Origin of the sequence: Fodinicurvata halophila, from assembly GCF_042651425.1 — a bacterium.
Lineage (GTDB): Bacteria > Pseudomonadota > Alphaproteobacteria > Kiloniellales > DSM-21159 > Fodinicurvata > Fodinicurvata halophila.
In genome coordinates this window covers 179,620-195,702 of sequence record NZ_JBHSCW010000001.1, presented here as the reverse complement: position 1 = coordinate 195,702, position 16,083 = coordinate 179,620, and the positions used below count along the sequence as shown (strand labels likewise).

The 16,083-nt window shown below is 65.2% G+C and carries 15 protein-coding genes; 8 read left to right on the top strand and 7 right to left on the bottom strand.

What is annotated here, in order from left to right; genetic code table 11:
- Positions 1-10: 10 nt before the first annotated feature.
- Positions 11-1,051, bottom strand: coding sequence for an aldo/keto reductase (locus ACFOW6_RS00930; protein ID WP_382420211.1), 1,041 nt, complete (start codon positions 1,049-1,051; stop codon positions 11-13).
- 90 nt (positions 1,052-1,141) lie between these two features.
- Positions 1,142-1,807 carry an arylesterase gene (locus tag ACFOW6_RS00925; protein WP_382420209.1) on the bottom strand — a complete coding sequence of 222 codons (666 nt, stop codon included), beginning with the start codon at positions 1,805-1,807 and terminating at the stop codon, positions 1,142-1,144.
- 244 nt (positions 1,808-2,051) lie between these two features.
- Between ACFOW6_RS00925 and ACFOW6_RS00920 the strand changes: the two genes are divergently transcribed.
- From ACFOW6_RS00920 to ACFOW6_RS00905, 4 genes are all read left to right on the top strand, one after another.
- Positions 2,052-2,774, top strand: a complete 723-nt coding sequence (locus tag ACFOW6_RS00920) for an ABC transporter ATP-binding protein (RefSeq protein ID WP_382420999.1) — start codon at positions 2,052-2,054, stop codon at positions 2,772-2,774.
- Between the two features lie 26 nt (positions 2,775-2,800).
- The gene (locus tag ACFOW6_RS00915) at positions 2,801-5,332 is read left to right on the top strand and encodes an ABC transporter permease (protein WP_382420207.1); all 2,532 of its coding nucleotides are present in this window, start codon (positions 2,801-2,803) and stop codon (positions 5,330-5,332) included.
- Positions 5,333-5,735: 403 nt separating this feature from the next.
- Positions 5,736-7,346, top strand: coding sequence for a BCCT family transporter (locus tag ACFOW6_RS00910; protein ID WP_382420205.1), 1,611 nt, complete (start codon positions 5,736-5,738; stop codon positions 7,344-7,346).
- Between the two features lie 87 nt (positions 7,347-7,433).
- A complete protein-coding gene (locus ACFOW6_RS00905; RefSeq protein ID WP_382420203.1) occupies positions 7,434-7,919 on the top strand; it encodes a cupin domain-containing protein in 486 nt (161 codons plus the stop codon).
- A gap of 27 nt (positions 7,920-7,946) precedes the next feature.
- On the opposite strand, the gene ACFOW6_RS00900 is transcribed toward ACFOW6_RS00905, so the two are convergent.
- Positions 7,947-8,705 carry an SDR family NAD(P)-dependent oxidoreductase gene (locus tag ACFOW6_RS00900; RefSeq protein ID WP_382420201.1) on the bottom strand — a complete coding sequence of 253 codons (759 nt, stop codon included), beginning with the start codon at positions 8,703-8,705 and terminating at the stop codon, positions 7,947-7,949.
- 292 nt (positions 8,706-8,997) lie between these two features.
- On the opposite strand from ACFOW6_RS00900, the gene ACFOW6_RS00895 reads away from it, so the two are divergent.
- Positions 8,998-9,732 carry a Bax inhibitor-1/YccA family protein gene (locus ACFOW6_RS00895; protein WP_382420199.1) on the top strand — a complete coding sequence of 245 codons (735 nt, stop codon included), beginning with the start codon at positions 8,998-9,000 and terminating at the stop codon, positions 9,730-9,732.
- Positions 9,733-9,825: 93 nt separating this feature from the next.
- Here ACFOW6_RS00895 and pssA read toward each other — a convergent pair whose 3' ends face one another.
- The 4 genes from pssA to ubiE are packed head-to-tail and all read right to left on the bottom strand — an operon-like array spanning position 9,826 to position 13,846.
- Positions 9,826-10,683, bottom strand: coding sequence for a CDP-diacylglycerol--serine O-phosphatidyltransferase (gene pssA / locus ACFOW6_RS00890; protein WP_382420197.1), 858 nt, complete (start codon positions 10,681-10,683; stop codon positions 9,826-9,828).
- Positions 10,683-11,405 (bottom strand): phosphatidylserine decarboxylase, encoded by a 723-nt coding sequence (locus tag ACFOW6_RS00885; RefSeq protein ID WP_382420195.1) that lies wholly within the window; start codon positions 11,403-11,405, stop codon positions 10,683-10,685. The genes pssA and ACFOW6_RS00885 overlap by 1 nt, the downstream gene beginning before the upstream one ends.
- A 41-nt stretch (positions 11,406-11,446) precedes the next feature.
- Complete coding sequence (locus tag ACFOW6_RS00880; RefSeq protein ID WP_382420193.1) at positions 11,447-13,060, bottom strand: AarF/UbiB family protein; 1,614 nt, start codon at positions 13,058-13,060, stop codon at positions 11,447-11,449.
- A 15-nt stretch (positions 13,061-13,075) separates the two neighbouring features.
- A complete protein-coding gene (gene ubiE, locus ACFOW6_RS00875; RefSeq protein WP_382420191.1) occupies positions 13,076-13,846 on the bottom strand; it encodes a bifunctional demethylmenaquinone methyltransferase/2-methoxy-6-polyprenyl-1,4-benzoquinol methylase UbiE in 771 nt (256 codons plus the stop codon).
- Positions 13,847-13,921: 75 nt separating this feature from the next.
- On the opposite strand from ubiE, the gene mutM reads away from it, so the two are divergent.
- From mutM to rpsT, 3 genes are all read left to right on the top strand, one after another.
- Complete coding sequence (gene mutM, locus ACFOW6_RS00870) at positions 13,922-14,761, top strand: bifunctional DNA-formamidopyrimidine glycosylase/DNA-(apurinic or apyrimidinic site) lyase (protein WP_382420189.1); 840 nt, start codon at positions 13,922-13,924, stop codon at positions 14,759-14,761.
- A gap of 91 nt (positions 14,762-14,852) precedes the next feature.
- Entirely contained in the window at positions 14,853-15,644 is a 792-nt protein-coding gene (locus ACFOW6_RS00865; protein WP_382420187.1) for an enoyl-CoA hydratase, read from the top strand.
- 102 nt (positions 15,645-15,746) lie between these two features.
- Positions 15,747-16,010 carry a 30S ribosomal protein S20 gene (rpsT, locus tag ACFOW6_RS00860; RefSeq protein ID WP_382420185.1) on the top strand — a complete coding sequence of 88 codons (264 nt, stop codon included), beginning with the start codon at positions 15,747-15,749 and terminating at the stop codon, positions 16,008-16,010.
- Positions 16,011-16,083: the final 73 nt, after the last annotated feature.

The window sequence follows — 16,083 nt, the reverse complement described above, 5'->3', positions numbered from 1 at the left end:
GAGGTGCCGCTCAGGGGCAGGGGTAGGTGTGCTCGGCGTGGATCTGCTCGATGCTTTCCAGAAGTTCCTCGGGCAGTTCGGTCTGCTCTGCCTCGAAGGCCAACTCCAGGTGCTCCATCCGCGTGGCGCCGACGATGGAGGCGGTTACGAAGGCCCGGCCGAAGACATAGGCATGGGCCATGACCGCCGGGTCGAGCTCCCAGGCATGCGCAAGGGCAACGTACTTCGCCACGGCGGCATCGGCCTGGGGATTCATGTAGCGCGAGTTCTGGGGGAACAGGGTCAGGCGCGCGCCTTCAGGGCGGCGGCCGCCCTGGTACTTTCCGGTCAGCACGCCGGCGGCGACGGGGGCATAGGCCAGCAGGCCGCAGTCTTCGCGCAGGGCCACCTCGGCCAGGCCGGTCTCGAAACTGCGGTTGAGCAGGCTGTAAGGGTTCTGGACAGAGGCGACCCGTGGTCCCGTGCCGGCCTCGGCCTGCTTCAGGAAGGTCATGGTCCCCCAGGCCGTCTCGTTGGACAGGCCGATGTGCCGGATCTTGCCGGCCTGCACCTGCTCGTCCAGGGCCTCCAGGGTTTCCTCGATGGGCACGGTATCCTCGTCGGGGACCTCGTGGAAGCCCAGCTTGCCGAAGCGGTCGGTAGAGCGCTCCGGCCAGTGCAATTGATAGAGGTCGATGTAATCGGTCTGCAGGCGTTTCAGGCTGTCGTCCACGGCCTGGCGGATGTGCTGGCGGTTGAGCCGGGGCTCTCCGTCGCGAATGTAGGGGAAGCGTGTGCTTCGCCCTACCGCCTTGGTGGCCAGGATCAGGTTGTCGCGCCCGCCGCGTGCGGCCAGCCATTCGCCGATGATCTCCTCGGTTCGGCCATAGGTTTCGGCCCGCGTGGCGATCGGGTACATCTCGGCCGTGTCGAAGAAATTGACGCCGTTGGCCACGGCGTAGTCCATCTGCTCGAAGGCTTCTTCCAGCGTGTTCTGCTCGCCCCAGGTCATGGTGCCCAGGCAGAGCGTACTCACGTTGAGGCCGGTACGGCCCAGCGGACGGTATTGCATTTCAGACTCCGTTCTGTGGCGGATTGATTGATTCGAAATAGAAGACCGGCCTCTTTCTGGGCGAGACGGGACTGGAAAGCAAGGAAGGGGTCAGGACGCGCTGTCGTCGCCGGAGGTGCCACCTGAGCGAGTTTCTTCGATCAGTTCCTCGACCTTGGGCAGGATGTTCTCGACGATAACGGCGACGCCCTTGGCGTTGGGATGGATGCCGTCGTCCTGGTTGAGCTCGGGCTCGGCAGCGACGTCCTTGAGGAAAAAGGGGTAGAAAAGTACGTCGTGCTCCTCGGCCAGGCGCGGGAAGACCGAGTCGAATTCCTCAGTGTATTCGGGCCCCAGGTTGCGCGGCGCCATCATGCCGGCCAACAGAACGGGCAGCTCTTCCTGCCGGAAGCGCACGATCAGTTCGGAGAGGTTGTCCTCCATGGCGGAAGGCTCCAGCCCGCGCAGGGCGTCGTTGGCGCCCAGAACCAGGATGACAGCATCGGGATCGTCGGCCAGCGCCCAGTCCACGCGTGACAAGCCGGCCTTGGAGGTATCGCCGGAGTTGCCGGCATTGAGAACATTCACGTCATGCCCTTGCTCACGAAGCGCCGCTTCCAGCTGATCCGGGAAGGTCTCTCCATCGGGCAGGCCGTAGCCGTGCACCAGGGAATCGCCATAGGCCATGAGGCGCAGCGTCTCCTCGGCCCAGGCAGGCGGCGCGGACAAGAGACCGAGAGCGAGACAACAGGACAGGAGAGTCGTTTTTTTCATCATATCCGGTGTTCTGGACGGGTGAGCGGAAACGGTTGAGCAACGGGCCTTAATTCTGACATTTCATTCCCAGAATTAAGGTGCAGGATGGCGCGATCAAGGCAACCCGCGTTGATCCGCTGCTTGACCACCCTATATCGGGAACGTCACGCAACCACTTCAACCAGTCCAGAGAGCCTGCCTTTTCTGGAGATTCCAGGAGACAGACTTGGCCCGCAACGGTCACGACACTTCCGACAGCACAGCGATGATACGGCTGCACGACCTGCATCTGACCTATCGCGGCTCGGCCGCCGAGGTGCACGTCCTGCGCGGCGTGAGCCTCTCCATAGACCGGGGCGAAACCGTTTCCCTGGTCGGACCCTCGGGGTCCGGCAAGACCTCGCTGCTGATGGTTTCGGCGGGGCTGGAGCGGGCAACCGGTGGTCAGGTCGAGGTCGCGGGCCAGGACATAGGCCTGCTGGACGAGGATGGGCTGGCGCGCTTCCGCCGCGACCGTATCGGCATCGTCTTCCAGGATTTCCACCTGATCCCCACCATGACGGCGCGGGAGAACGTGGCCGTGCCCCTGGAGTTCGCCGGACGGACGGAAGCCTTCGAGCGTGCCTCGGAGGTGCTGGAGAGTGTCGGGCTGGGACACCGGCTGGACCACTATCCTGGCCAGCTGTCCGGCGGCGAGCAGCAGCGTGTGGCCCTGGCCCGGGCGTTTGCCACCTCGCCGGACCTGCTGCTGGCCGACGAACCCACCGGCAACCTGGACGGCGAGACCGGGGGCAAGGTGATCGACCTGCTGTTCTCCCTTCAGCGCACCCACAACACGACCCTGTTGCTGATCACCCACGACCCTGCCCTGGCCGAGCGTTGTGCGCGGCGGGTGCGCATCGCTGACGGCCAGATCGTGGAAGACCAGATGCTGGACGTGGAGGGATCCGGGTCCGCAGCCCAAACCGCTGCCGCCTCTCGCCCATGAGTCGGACGGATACAGAGTCCAACGGCATGCGGGCTTCACTGTCCCTGGCCGCCCGCCTGGCGCGGCGGGAGATGCGCGGCGGCCTCAAGGGCTTCCGCATCTTCCTGGCCTGCCTGGTTCTGGGTGTGGCGGCCATTGCCGGCGTGCAGTCCCTGTCGCAAGCCCTGATGACAGGGCTGGAGCGCAACGGGCGCACCCTGATGGGCGGCGAGGTGGAACTGCGCCTGATCCATCGCGCCGCAACGGAAGAGGAGGAAAGCTGGTTGCGCGACAACAGCGCGCGCTTTTCCCACACCACCGAGATGCGGGCCATGGTTCGCAACGCCGAAAGTTCGGATTTGCGTCGTCTGGCCGAACTGAAGGCCGTGGATTCGAGCTATCCGCTCTATGGGGCACTGCAGACGGAGCCGGCGGGTGAGCCGGCAAGCCAGCTCGCGGAAGAGGAGGGCCTGTACGGGACCCTGGTCGATCGCGGTGTGCTCGATCGCCTCGAGCTGGAGGTGGGGGACGAGATCGAACTGGGCCAGGGTCGGTTCGAGATTCGCGGTGTCATCACCCGCGAGCCCGACCGCACCACGCGTGCCTTCACTCTGGGCCCCCGGGTGATGATCTCGCAGGCGGGACTTGCCCAGACCGGGCTGGCCCAGCCCGGCAGCCTGATCTATCACCACTATCGACTGGACCTGCCGGAGGGCGAGAGCCTGGAGGGCTGGAAAGGCCGGCTGAACGAGGCTTTTCCCGATGCCGGCTGGCGGGTCAGCGACCTGAGCAATGCCGCACCCGGGCTGGACCGCTTCGTGCACCAGATCACGATCTTCATGACATTGGTCGGCCTCACGTCCCTGCTGGTGGGCGGCGTCGGGATCGCCAATGCCGTGCGCGCCTTCCTGCAGAGCCGGCAGAGCACCATCGCCACGATGAAATGCCTGGGCGCGCCGGCGCGCCTGGTCTTCATGACCTACCTGATCCAGATCCTGGTCCTGGCCCTTGCGGGAATCGTCGGCGGCCTGCTGATCGGAGCGATGACGCCGCTGGTCTTCGGTCCCATCCTAGCCGAACGCCTGAACTATCCCATCGCGACCGGCGTCTATCCCTATCCCCTGTTGCTGGCCACGGCCTTCGGCATCCTGACCACCCTGGTTTTCTCGCTGTGGCCGCTGTCGCAGGCCCAGAAGATCCCCGCAGCCGCCCTGTTCCGCGGGCTGGTGTCGCGGACGACGGCGCGACCCTCGCCGGCGGTCGGCGCGGCGATCCTGGTGTTCGCTCTGGCCCTGATTGCCATCGCCGTTGTGGGAACCGATGGCGGCCAGGTTGCGCTTGGCTTCGTGGGCGGGGCCATCGGCGCGCTTCTGGCCTTTCGCGTGACCGCGACCGGCATAGCGTTCCTGGCGCGCAAGCTGCCGCGCAGCCGCCGTCCCGGCCTGCGGCTTGCCGTTGCCAATCTCTATCGGCCCGGGGCGGCCACGGGCAGTGTCATCACATCCCTGGGGCTCGGGCTCACGGTTCTGGTGGCCATTGCCCTGGTCGAGGGCAACCTGAAGCGCCAGGTGCTGGAGGACATGCCCGAAGAGGCACCGGGCTTCTATTTCATCGATATCCAGGCGGACCAGATCGACTCGTTTGTCGAGGACGTGCGGAATTTCGAAGGGGTGGAGGAAGTCAATCACGTCCCCATGCTGCGCGGCCGTATTTCGGAGGTGAACGGGGTTGCCCCGGAAGACATGGACATTCCCGAGGACATCCGCTGGGTCTTCCGCGGCGACCGCGGCCTGACCTGGACGGCGGAACCGCCGGAGAACACCACCGTCACCGAGGGCGAGTGGTGGCCCGCCGACTACGACGGCCCGCCCCTGGTCTCGCTGGACAACGAAGTGGGCGAGCTGTTGGACATCGGCCCGGGCGACGAGATGACGATCAACGTGCTGGGGCGCAACATCGAGGTCGAGATCGCCAACCTGCGCGAGATCGACTGGGCCGAGCTTAGCATCAACTTCGTCATGATATTCTCGCCCGGCATGCTGGAGTCCGCGCCCCAGTCCCACATCGCCACGGTGCGCCTGGATCCGGAGCAGGAGCTGGCCCTGGAGCGCATGGTCACCGACCGCTTTCCCAATGTCTCGCCCATTCGGGTCAAGGAGGCCCTGGGCAGCGTCGCCGAAATCCTGCGCAACGCCGCCGCCGCCGTGACGGCCACAGGTTCGGTCACCCTGCTGGCGGGCTTGCTGGTGCTGGCCGGGGCCGTCGCCGCGGGGCAGCAGCGGCGGATCTACGATTCCGTCGTGCTCAAGGTGCTGGGCGCCACCCGCAGGGATGTGGCGCGTGCCTACCTGATGGAGTTCAGTTTGCTGGGCGCCAGCGCCGCGCTGGTAGCGGTGGTCTTCGGGACGCTGGGCGCCTGGGCCGTGCTGGTCTTCGTCATGCGGGGAGAATTCCACTTCCTGCCGTGGCAGGCCGCGATCACCGTGGTAGCCGCCGTGGCGGTCACCCTGGTCTTCGGGTTTGTGGGCACCTGGCGGGCGCTGTCCCAGAAGGCTGCGCCGCTGATGCGCAACGACTGATTCGGCCTCCGTTCCATCTATGGGAGTGCTTCGGAAGGCAAGTCCTGCCCCCATGCTCCTGGGCATCACCCAAGACTCATTGCGTAAAAGCCTCCTTCGCTCGGACAGGACGCGCTTTTGAGCTTTTCTTCCTATGCCGGAAACTTTCGTTTTGCCGGGTTTCTTGTGGCAATTATTGGATTTGAGATTCGGTTTATTCAAAGATTGGTTGCAATGAAGCGCCAAGACAGCGCATGCTGACGAGGACGTGCAACCTTAGAGCAAGAATACTTGCCCACTTCACGGAAGCTGGGCTGGGCCAAGGAAAAGAGAGGACCGTATCGTCGCGCGAAGAAGATAATACGCGCCCGATAAAGCAAGTTTGCAGGCCTGAGGCATAACCAAGAACAGGGGGAATGCTGATATGGACGAACTCGCAAAACGTCTCGGGCTGCGTACCGAGCCAACCATCTTCTTTACGTCCGCCGCTGCCATGATCGTCTTCCTGCTGGCCCTGGTCATCATGCCGGAGTCCATCCGGGATGCCTTTACTGCAGGGCGCGAGTGGATCGTCACCAACCTGGGCTGGTTTTTCATCTTCGGGGTGAATGTCTGGCTGTTCTTCCTGCTGTGGGTGGCAATCAGCCGCTACGGCAACATACGCCTGGGTGGGGAGGACGCCAGGCCGGCGTACGGGAACCTGTCCTGGTTCACGATGCTTTTCGCCGGCGGTATTGGCACTGTCCTGATGTTCTGGGGCGTGGCAGAGCCGGTCTTCCACTTTTCCAATCCGCCGCGGCCCGACGTGGAACCCCATACCGTGGAGGCCGCGCGAGATGCCATGGGTTTCTCACTCTATCATCTCGGGCTGCATACCTGGACCATATTCACGTTGCCCGGCCTGGCGTTCGCCTATTTCATCTATCGCTATAACCTGCCGGTGCGTGTGAGTTCCGTTTTCTACCCGCTGCTGCACGACAGGATCTACGGTCCCATAGGCAAGACCATCGACATCTTCGCCGTCCTGGGCACTCTGTTCGGGGTCGCCGTATCGATCGGCCTCGGAACCTCCCAGATCAATGCAGGGCTGACGGAACTGACGGGCGTGTCCGACAGTGTCACCACCAAGGTGATCATCATCGCTGTGTTGACCGCTGTCGCGGTCGCTTCGATCGTCGCCGGGCTCGACAGCGGCGTGAAGCTGCTGTCCAACATCAATATCGGCATGGCGACGGCCCTCATGATCTTCGTGCTGCTGGCCGGCTCGACCGTGTTCCTGCTGCGGGGCATCGTCGAAACGCTGGGAATCTACATATCGAACATCGTACCCATGGCGTTCTGGAACGACACGCTTGCCCAGTACACCCAGGAGGATGGTCGCTGGGGCTGGCAGGGCAGCTGGACAGTCTTCTACTGGACCTGGACCGTCACCTGGTCGCCCTTCATCGGCATCTTCGTCGCCCGCATCTCCAAGGGGCGCACGATCCGGGAATTTGTCCTGGGCGTGCTCTTCGCCCCCTCGCTCTTCACCCTGGTCTGGTTTGCCATCTTCGGGTGGTCGGCCATGGAGATCGACGGCATCGGTCCGGTTGCCCGCGAGGCTCTGGGAGACCAGGCCGGCCAACTTTCCGCCGCGGTCGCGGAAAGTGTGCCTCTGGCCATGTTCGCCTTCTTCGAGCATTTCCCGGCGACAACCCTGATCCAGGGCCTGGCCGTCGTCATCGTGGCCATATTCTTCGCCACATCCTCGGATTCCGCCTCGCTGGTCGTCGATATGCTGTGTACCGGAGACGCCGACTCGGGGCCGGTGCGCCAGCGGGTGTTCTGGGGCGTGGCCGAAGGCGCGGTGGCCGCCATGCTGATCGTTCTGGCCGGCTCCGTCGGCCTGGAAGCCTTGCAGCAGGTCATTACGGTGATCGGCCTTCCGATCTTCGTATTGGTCTTTGCCATGATCTTCGCCCTGGCGCGCGGTCTGATGAGCGAGGAAGTGTCGAACGTGAAAGTCGGCGCACCTCCTGACGTCGAGAAGCTGTAGCGGGGATTTTGAGGTCGAGAGGGCCTTGCGGTGGATCTCGACACAACCGGATCGCTCTGCTTGCATGCTTGCGAAAGGAGCAAGGCCATGAACGAGGCAGGCGATCCGGCCCCGCGCGCCCTCAAGGCCGGGGAGGCCGAAAAACGCAGCAAACCCTCAAACTATCCCGAACCCTTCTTCAGCCGCATGGCGAAGCGGGAGAAGCGGCCTCTGGGCACACCCTTCGGCCTGACCAGCTTCGGGGTGAACCTGACGCGCCTGGAGCCCGGCGGCGAATCGGCCCTGCTGCACCGCCACAGCCGCCAGGACGAGTTCATCTATATCCTGGAGGGTGCGCCGACGCTGATCACCGAGGACGAGGAGATCACGCTGTCTTCCGGCATGTGTGCAGGGTTCCCCGCCGGTGGCGTCGCCCACCACCTGGTCAACCGCAGTGACGCGGATGTGCTCTACTTGGAGGTGGGCGACCGCAGCAGCGGGGATGCGGTGAGCTATCCCCAGGACGACCTGCAGGCTGTGCTTGGCCCGGACGGTCAATGGCAGTTCACGCACAAGGACGGGCGGCCCTACTGAGCCGCCCGCTGTGCCAGGCCTTGCCGATCAGTGCGCGAAGTAGTGCATGCCCCCGTCCACGGGGATGACCGCGCCCGTGATGTACCAGGCCAGCGGCGAGGCGAGGAAGGCCGTCATGTAGCCCATGTCCTCGGGTTCGCCGAAGGTGCCGGCGGGGATGTTGCGGGCGATGAAGTCCTGGCGATTCTCCTCGGTGGGATGCAGCCGGTTCAGGATCTGGGCGCTGTTGATGCGTCCCGGGGCGACACAGTTCACGGTGATGCCCTCGGCGGCGACGTCGCAGGACAGCCCTTTGGCCCAGACATGAAGGGCGGCCTTCGCGGCGCTCGCGGCATTGATGCTGCGCGGCTCCATGGTGCCGCTGATGTTGATGATGCGGCCCCATTTGCGCGTGCGCATGTCGGGCAGCAGGGCCTGCGTCAGGCGCCGGGCCGAGGAGAAGTTCAGCTCGATGGCTTCCTCCCAGAAGGCATCGTCGGCCTGTGTGTCCGTGGGCCGGGAACTGCCGGCGGCGTTCACCAGGATGTCGATTCCACCCAGGGCGCTGCGCGCCTGTTCGGCCAGCTCATTCACGGCCTGAGCGTCGGTGATATCGGCGGTCAGGAGGACAGGGTCCGCGTGGCCGGCGGCAACGATCTCCTGGGCCACGCCTTCTAGGCGCTGCCGGTTGGTGGCGGTCATGACCAGACGCGCACCCTCCTCGGCGAGCACCCTGGCGATTCCCGCCCCGATTCCGGAACTTGCGCCGGTGACAAGAGCCCTGTGGCCCTGCAGTTTCAGATCCATGATGTCTTCCTTTCTTCGCTTATGGTCGAGTCCGCTGCGGGTAACTATTGTTTTCTTGAAACCGCTTTGTCACTGTCTGACTGCCTGCGGGGCAGCAGGAAAAGTGCAAGGATATCCAGCCTCTATCGTATTCCTGTCGCGGCCGGGGGTGTTGGATCGCGTGTGAGACATGCGATAAGTTGAGAAAAAGCGGCATTCGAGGTTTCCACGCATCCGGATTCGATTGATTTGGAACAAGGAATGCCTCATATCTAATGCAGTCAGACACCGTTTTTCGAAAGAGAGGAGTGAGATGGCCCTCGGTCCAGATCGCAATTACATGACCGGCGCGCAGAGCCGGACGCAGACGGCGGAGCAGATTGATGCCGGCCTGCGGCAGTACATGCTGCGCGTCTACAACTACATGTGCCTGGGGATTGCCTTCACTGGCGCGATCTCGATGATCGTTGCCATGAACCCGGCCCTGGTTCAGGCCGTGGCATCCTCGTTCTGGCTGTTCTTCATCGGCATCCTGGGACTCGGCTTCTTCGCGCCGAAGATCATGATGTCCAAGTCCATCGGGGCGGCCCAGGCCTGTTTCTGGGTCTACGCGGCGCTCTGGGGAGCCTTGCTCGGACCGATGATGGCGGCCTACGCGGCCATTGATCCCATGATGATCGCCCGGGCCTTCTTCATCACGTCCGGTGCCTTCGCGGGTCTCAGCCTCTATGGCTACACCACGAAGCGCAACCTGGGCCCGATCGGGGCGTTCCTGGCCATGGCGACCATCGGCCTGCTGATCGCCCTGCTGGTCAATGCCTTCTTCATCCAGAGCGGCATGTTCCAGCTGGTGCTCTCGGTGATCGTGGTTCTGGTCTTCGCAGGCCTGACCGCCTACGAGACCCAGATGATCAAGAACATGTACCAGGAGAGCGATGGTGCCGACATCACCATGCGCAAGGCCATCTTCGGGGCCTTCATGCTCTACGGCTCCTTCGTGACCCTGTTCATCTACATCCTCAGCATCCTGGGGATCATGCGCGAATAACCTCGCGTATAGGTGCAAGCGCAGAGAGGCCCGGGTGCATCGCACCCGGGCCTTTTTTCATGTGCTGACAGGAAGCGGCTGCCCGCCCTGGATTTACTTGCGCTTGTGCAGCGGGACGGGATCGCTGGCCCCGTTGCCGGCGGGGTCGTTCGTTGAAGACTCGTCGTCAAGGCCTTCCTCTTCCGCCAGGGCCACCTTGGCTTCCAGGCGCTTGTAGGCCCAATAGGCCAGGGGAATGCTGGCCAGGTAGATGACGCTGCCCAAGGTGATGGTCCACCAGGGCAGCTCGGCCAAGCCGGCGGTCAGCAGGCCGACGGCAGCCAGCAGCGGCAGCACGTAGCGGTTCGGGATTTGCTGGCTGCGCACCGCGAAGGTGGGAATGCGGGTAACCATCAGGATGCCGATCAGCGTCATCCAGCCGGTGACGAAGAGAGGCTCGCTCACCAGCTCGCTGCCGACCTCTCGGCTGAGCACCAGGGGCAGGAGAACGACGATGGCCCCGGCGGGCGAGGGCACGCCTGTGAAGTAGTTGTAGGCGTAGCTGGGCTTGTCCTGGTCGGTGTTGTAGCGCGCCAGCCGCAGGGCCACGCAGACGACGTAGAACAGCGCCACCACCCAGGCCGCACTGCCCGGCCCGTCCAGCGCCCAGAAATAGAGGATCATGGCCGGCGCCACGCCGAAGGCGATGACGTCGGAGAGCGAATCCAGTTCGGCCCCGAAAGTGCTGGTGGCGCGCAGCAGGCGGGCCATGCGCCCGTCCAGACCGTCCAGGATGGCGGCCACCAGGATGGCGACGATGGCTGCGTTCCAGCTGCCCTCGTAGGCGAAGCGCACGGCGGTCAGGCCCGAGGAGAGGGCCGCCACGGTCAGGGCGTTGGGGACCAGACGTCCGAGGGAAGCGCCCTGGGGATTGCGTTGCTTGCGGCGGTTCCTGCGACGGCGTTTCAGCATCAAAGACTCTTTCCGGGGCGTCCTTCGCGTGCCTCCTGGCTGTAGTGCTGCGGCAGCAGATCGGCCAGCACGCTTTCGCCCGCGATCATGCGCTGGCCGGGAGTTACCAGCGGGGCCGTGCCTTCGGGCAGGTAGATGTCCAGGCGGCTGCCGAAACGGATCATGCCGAAGCGTTCGCCCTGGGTCAGGCTATGCCCTTCGCGCAGGTCGCACAAGATTCGCCGCGCCACGAGCCCCGCGATCTGGACCACCACGATCTCGCGGCCGTCAGGCAGTTCGAGGCAAAGCGCATTGCGCTCGTTGTGCTGGCTGGCCTTGTCCAGGGACGCATTGAGAAAGCGTCCCTTGTGATAGGCGATATGGCGGACCCGCCCGCTGACCGGGCTGCGGTTCACATGCACGTCGAAGACATTCATGAAGATGCTGATGCGCGTGCGCGGTGCCTCGTCCAGTCCCAGTTCCGGGGGCGGTGCTGCCTGCGCATGGGGCAGGACGATGCCGTCGGCCGGCGAGATGACTAGGCCTTCACGCTGCGGCGTCACGCGGTGCGGGTCGCGGAAGAAGAAGACGCACCACCCGGTCAACAGTCCGCCTGGCACCAGGAGCGGCGGCCAGAGCCAGGTGAGAAGCAGGGTCACGACCGCAAAGGCCGCAATGAAGGGATAGCCGGCCGAATGGATCGGAACCAGCACGGGCTTGAGTATGTCGCGTGGTGAGGTCACGTCTGAAATTTCAGGTCTGTGTGGGGGATTTCAAGCGGAATTCAATGAATCAGCAGGGCCAGGACGGCCAGCAGCAGCGCCAGGCCGCCGACGGGCAGGGCCCAGCGCCCGGCTCCGTTGTGCCGGGGGAACCTGCCGGCTGTCCCGGTGTTCAGGCGCAATCCGTTCTCGGACAGGTCGTTCAGGGTGCGCTCGACGGACAGCAGGGTCTCGGGCAGCCGTTCCAGTGCGCCGGCCATGGTCTCGCCCGAGTGCTGGAGCCTGGCCTTCAGGCCGCGGTTTTCCTGCATCCAGCGGATGATCAGCGGTTCGGCCAGGATCCAGATGTTGAGCGAGGGATCCAGGCGCCGGCTGACCCCCTCGGCCATCAGCATGTTCTTCTGCAGCAGGACGAGCTGGGGCTGGACCGAGAGGTTGAAGGTCTCCGTCAGCTTGAAGAGCTGGCCCAGCAGGCGGGCGAAGGAGATGCGGTTCAGCGGTCGCCCGAAGATCGGTTCGCAGACCGCACGCAGGGCCTGGGCGTAGGTGTCCACCGCCTGGTCGGACGGCAGGTAGCCCGCCTCCATCTGGACCTCGGCCAGGCGCCGGTAGTCGCGCGCCAGCGTGGCCAGCAGCATGTCGGCCAGGAAGTAGCGGGTCTTGCGGTCCAGCCGTCCCATGATGCCGAAGTCGACGGCGGCGATGGTGCCGCGTTCGGTGACGAACATGTTGCCCGGATGCTGGTCGCCGTGGAAGAAGCCGTCGCGGAAGACCTGGTTGAAGAAGATCGCCGAGGCCTTGCGCAGGACCTCGGTCAGGTCATGGCCGGCCTCGATCAGGGCATTGCGGTTGTCCAGGCGGATACCGGTCAGCCGTGTCTGCGTCAGCACACGCTGGGCCGTGCGCTCCCAGTCGATGGCCGGAACCTCGTAGTCGGGGTCGTCGGCGAAGTTGTCGGCCAGCTCGGAGGCCGCGGCGGCCTCCATCCGGAAATCCATCTCCAAGCGCACGGTATTCTCGAACAGCTCCACCACGGCCACCGGCCGGAAGCGCCTGAGCGGCGGCTGGCTGCGTTCGATCATCCTGGCCATCAGGTAGAACAGCTGCAGGTCGCGTTCGAAGGCGTGCTCGATGCCCGGGCGCAGGATCTTGACCGCGACTTCCCGGCCGGCGGCGGGGGCCTCGGGCGCGTCCTCGGCGAGAAAGTCCTGCGGGTCCTCCTGGGAGGCGGAGACCTCCTCGTCGCTGGGACGGGTCACGGCGAAATGCACCTGGGCGATCGAGGCGGCGGAGATCGGTGTCCTGTCGAAGACCTCGAAGAGCTCCTCCAGCGGCTGTCCCAGTTCGTCCTCGATCAGGTCGCGCGCTTCCTCGAAGGAAAAGGGCGGCAGGCGGTCCTGCAGCTCCGCCAGGTCGCCGGCCACGTCCTCGCCCACCAGGTCGGCCCGAGTGGCCAGGAACTGGCCCATCTTGATGAAGCTGGGGCCCAGTTCGCCCAGCGCTCGCGCGAGTTTCTGGCCGGGCCGGCCTTCCGCCTTGCGCCGGCTGAAGCGGCGCAGCGGTTTGACCAGGGCGGGATACACCCCCATGGCGTCGGCCACGGCCAGCGCGTCGTGCCGGGTCAGGACGCGCAGGATATGCAGCAGGCGAAAGGGAAAGGACAGGAGCGTGCGCATGGATCCGTCGTGCCGTTACAGGCGCCAGGCCGAGTGCAGGGCCGCGATTCCCCCCGACAGGTTGCGATAGTGCACCTGTTCCAGGCCATTGGCGGCGATGCGCTGGACCAGATCCTCCTGGGAGGGAAAGCGGCGGATGGATTCCACCAGATACTGGTAGGACTCGCGGTCGCCGGCAACCATGCCGCCCAGGGCCGGCAACAGGCGGAAGGAATAGAGGTCGTAGAGCCGGTCCAGCAGGGGCAGGACCACCTGGCTGAATTCCAGGCAGAGGAAGCGCCCGCCGGGTTTCAGGACGCGCCGGGCCTCGGCCAGCGCCTGGTCCATGCGGGTGACGTTCCTCAGCCCGAAGGCGATGGTGTAGGCGTCCATGGAGCGATCGGGCAGGGGCAGGGTCTCGGCATTGCCGCAGATCCAGTGCAGGCCGTGCAGGCGTCCCTGGTCGATGGCGCGGTCGCGGCCGACCGAGAGCATGTCCCAGGTCAGGTCGCAGAGATACATTTCGCCCTGGCCGTCGAGGCGGTCCTGGATGCGGAAGGAGACGTCCCCCGTGCCGCCGGCCACGTCCAGCACCTGCCATCCGGGCCGCGGGCGCAGCCAGTCGACCATGGCGTCCTTCCACAGCCGGTGGATGCCGCCCGACATCAGGTCGTTCATCACGTCATAGCGGCTCGCCACGCTGCGGAAGACACCACGGACCAGCGGCGTCTTCTCGCTCTCGCTGACGCTGCGGAACCCGAAATGAGTGTCGTCCGGGGGTGGGGGTTCAGGCGATCGTGATGACATGCTGCGGAACATAGCCTTTGTAGGCCTATTAGGCTACGGTCCGAATTCAACTTTCTGTCATGTCGTCGAGGATCCATGCCCGAGCTTCCCGAGGTGGAAACGGTACGCCGCGGCCTGCTGACCGCCCTGGAAGGGCGGCGGCTGGTGCGCGTCATCCAGAGGCGCCCGGACCTGCGCTATCCGCTGCCCGAGAACTTCGCGGCCCGCCTTGAGGGGCAGACCATCGAGCACCTGGCGCGGCGGGCCAAGTACCTGCTGGCGCACACCCGCGGCGGCGAGGTGCTGCTGTGTCATCTGGGCATGTCCGGGCGCATGACGCTGGTGGCCGATCCCGACCTGCCTTTCGCTCCGCACGATCACGTGATCCTGGAGACCGATGCCGGCGTGCAGCTGCGCTTCAACGACGCACGCCGGTTCGGCATCATGGACCTGGTGCCGGCCGAGGCGCTGGAGGCGCACCGGCTGCTGGCCGGGCTGGGGCCCGAGCCGCTGGGCAATGCCTTCAACGGGCCGGCGCTGGCAGCGGCGCTGAAGGGGCGGCGCACGCCGATCAAGGCGGCGCTGTTGGACCAGCGTGTGGTGGCGGGTCTGGGCAACATCTACGTCTCGGAGGCGCTCTACGCCGCGCGCATCTCGCCCCGGCGCCAGGCCAGCAGCGTCCAGGGACAGCGCGCCGAGCGCCTGGCACAGGCGGTGCGCAGCGTCCTGCTGAGGGCTATCGAGGCGGGGGGCAGCTCATTGCGCGACTACGTCCAGAGCAGTGGCGAACTGGGCTATTTCCAGCACCAGTGGGCGGTCTATGACAAGGAAGGACAGCCCTGCGGCATCTGCGGCGCGACGGGGCAGGCCTCGGCCATCCGGCGCATCGTGCAGTCCGGGCGTTCGACCTTCTATTGCCCGCGCCACCAGCGCTGAGCCGCTTTCGTGGCTTGACAGGGCGGGACGGCGCCGCCTCAATCGACCCCGATTTTGCACCGCAAAGCCTTTTCCGAGAAAGGAGACACGTATGTCAGCCACTGCCGCTGCCTATGAGAACATCCAGGTCGAAACCGACGGGGCCGTGGGCATCATCCGGCTTGATCGGCCCAAGGCCTACAACGCGCTCAATGCGGCCCTGGTCGACGAGGTGGGCCATGCCTTGCGGGCCTTCGAGGCCGACGACACCGTGGGCTGCATGGTGCTGACCGGCTCCGAGAAGGCCTTTGCCGCCGGTGCCGACATCAAGGAGATGCAGGAGAAGTCCTACGCCGACGTCCAGCGCGAGGACTTCATCACCGACGACTGGGAGGTGCTCACCCACTGCCGCAAGCCGGTGATCGCTGCGGTGGCCGGTTTCGCACTCGGCGGCGGCTGCGAGTTCGCCCTGATGTGCGACATGATCATCGCCGCCGACACCGCCCAGTTCGGCCAGCCGGAAGTCCAGCTCGGCATCATCCCGGGCGCCGGCGGCACCCAGCGCCTGACCCGCTCGGTGGGCAAGTCCATGGCCATGTACATGTGCCTGACCGGCGACAAGATCGACGCGCAGACGGCCCTGCAGGCCGGCCTGGTGGCCAAGGTGGTGCCGGCCGACGACCTGATGGAGGAAACCCTGAAGGCGGCCCAGAAGATCGCCGGGCTGTCCCGGCCGGTGGTGGCCACCTGCAAGGAAGCCGTCAACCGTGCCTATGAGACGACGCTGAGCGAAGGGGTGCTGTTCGAGCGCCGGGCCTTCCACGGCACCTTCGCCCTAGAGGACCGCAGCGAGGGCATGCAGGCTTTCATCGAGAAGCGCAAGCCGGAGTGGAAGCACCGCTGAGACCACGCTCGAGAAAGGCCGTGTTTCGCACCTTGACGCTCAAGGAAGAGATGGCTATAACCCCGGCCTCTCAGGAACACTCAAGCAGATACGGGTCCATCCATGGCCAATCACAAGTCCGCCCTCAAGCGGATCCGCAGAAACACTCGCCGCGCAGAGATCAACGGAGATCGCCTCAGCCGTATCCGCACCTATATCAAGCGTGTGGAGACGGCGATCCGCAGCGGTGACCAGCAGGCTGCCCACGAGGCCTTCAAGCAGGCCCAGCCCGAGATTCATCGCGGCGTGACCAAGGGCGTGCTGCACCGCAACTCGGCAGCGCGCAAGATCTCCCGGCTGTCCTCGCGGATCAAGCGGATCGCGTAAAACCGCACTCCGGTCACGCACCGGAGCCAGGAGTCATGAAAAGGGTGCTCGCAGGGATGCGGGCACCTTTTTG

Coding starts and splice junctions, on each gene's coding strand:
- ACFOW6_RS00930 (WP_382420211.1), bottom strand. CDS start 1,051: ATGCAATACCGTCCGCTGGGCCGTACCGGCCTCAACGTGAGTACGCTC.
- ACFOW6_RS00925 (WP_382420209.1), bottom strand. CDS start 1,807: ATGATGAAAAAAACGACTCTCCTGTCCTGTTGTCTCGCTCTCGGTCTC.
- ACFOW6_RS00920 (WP_382420999.1), top strand. CDS start 2,052: ATGATACGGCTGCACGACCTGCATCTGACCTATCGCGGCTCGGCCGCC.
- ACFOW6_RS00915 (WP_382420207.1), top strand. CDS start 2,801: ATGCGGGCTTCACTGTCCCTGGCCGCCCGCCTGGCGCGGCGGGAGATG.
- ACFOW6_RS00910 (WP_382420205.1), top strand. CDS start 5,736: ATGGACGAACTCGCAAAACGTCTCGGGCTGCGTACCGAGCCAACCATC.
- ACFOW6_RS00905 (WP_382420203.1), top strand. CDS start 7,434: ATGAACGAGGCAGGCGATCCGGCCCCGCGCGCCCTCAAGGCCGGGGAG.
- ACFOW6_RS00900 (WP_382420201.1), bottom strand. CDS start 8,705: ATGGATCTGAAACTGCAGGGCCACAGGGCTCTTGTCACCGGCGCAAGT.
- ACFOW6_RS00895 (WP_382420199.1), top strand. CDS start 8,998: ATGGCCCTCGGTCCAGATCGCAATTACATGACCGGCGCGCAGAGCCGG.
- pssA (WP_382420197.1), bottom strand. CDS start 10,683: ATGCTGAAACGCCGTCGCAGGAACCGCCGCAAGCAACGCAATCCCCAG.
- ACFOW6_RS00880 (WP_382420193.1), bottom strand. CDS start 13,060: ATGCGCACGCTCCTGTCCTTTCCCTTTCGCCTGCTGCATATCCTGCGC.
- ubiE (WP_382420191.1), bottom strand. CDS start 13,846: ATGTCATCACGATCGCCTGAACCCCCACCCCCGGACGACACTCATTTC.
- mutM (WP_382420189.1), top strand. CDS start 13,922: ATGCCCGAGCTTCCCGAGGTGGAAACGGTACGCCGCGGCCTGCTGACC.
- ACFOW6_RS00865 (WP_382420187.1), top strand. CDS start 14,853: ATGTCAGCCACTGCCGCTGCCTATGAGAACATCCAGGTCGAAACCGAC.
- rpsT (WP_382420185.1), top strand. CDS start 15,747: ATGGCCAATCACAAGTCCGCCCTCAAGCGGATCCGCAGAAACACTCGC.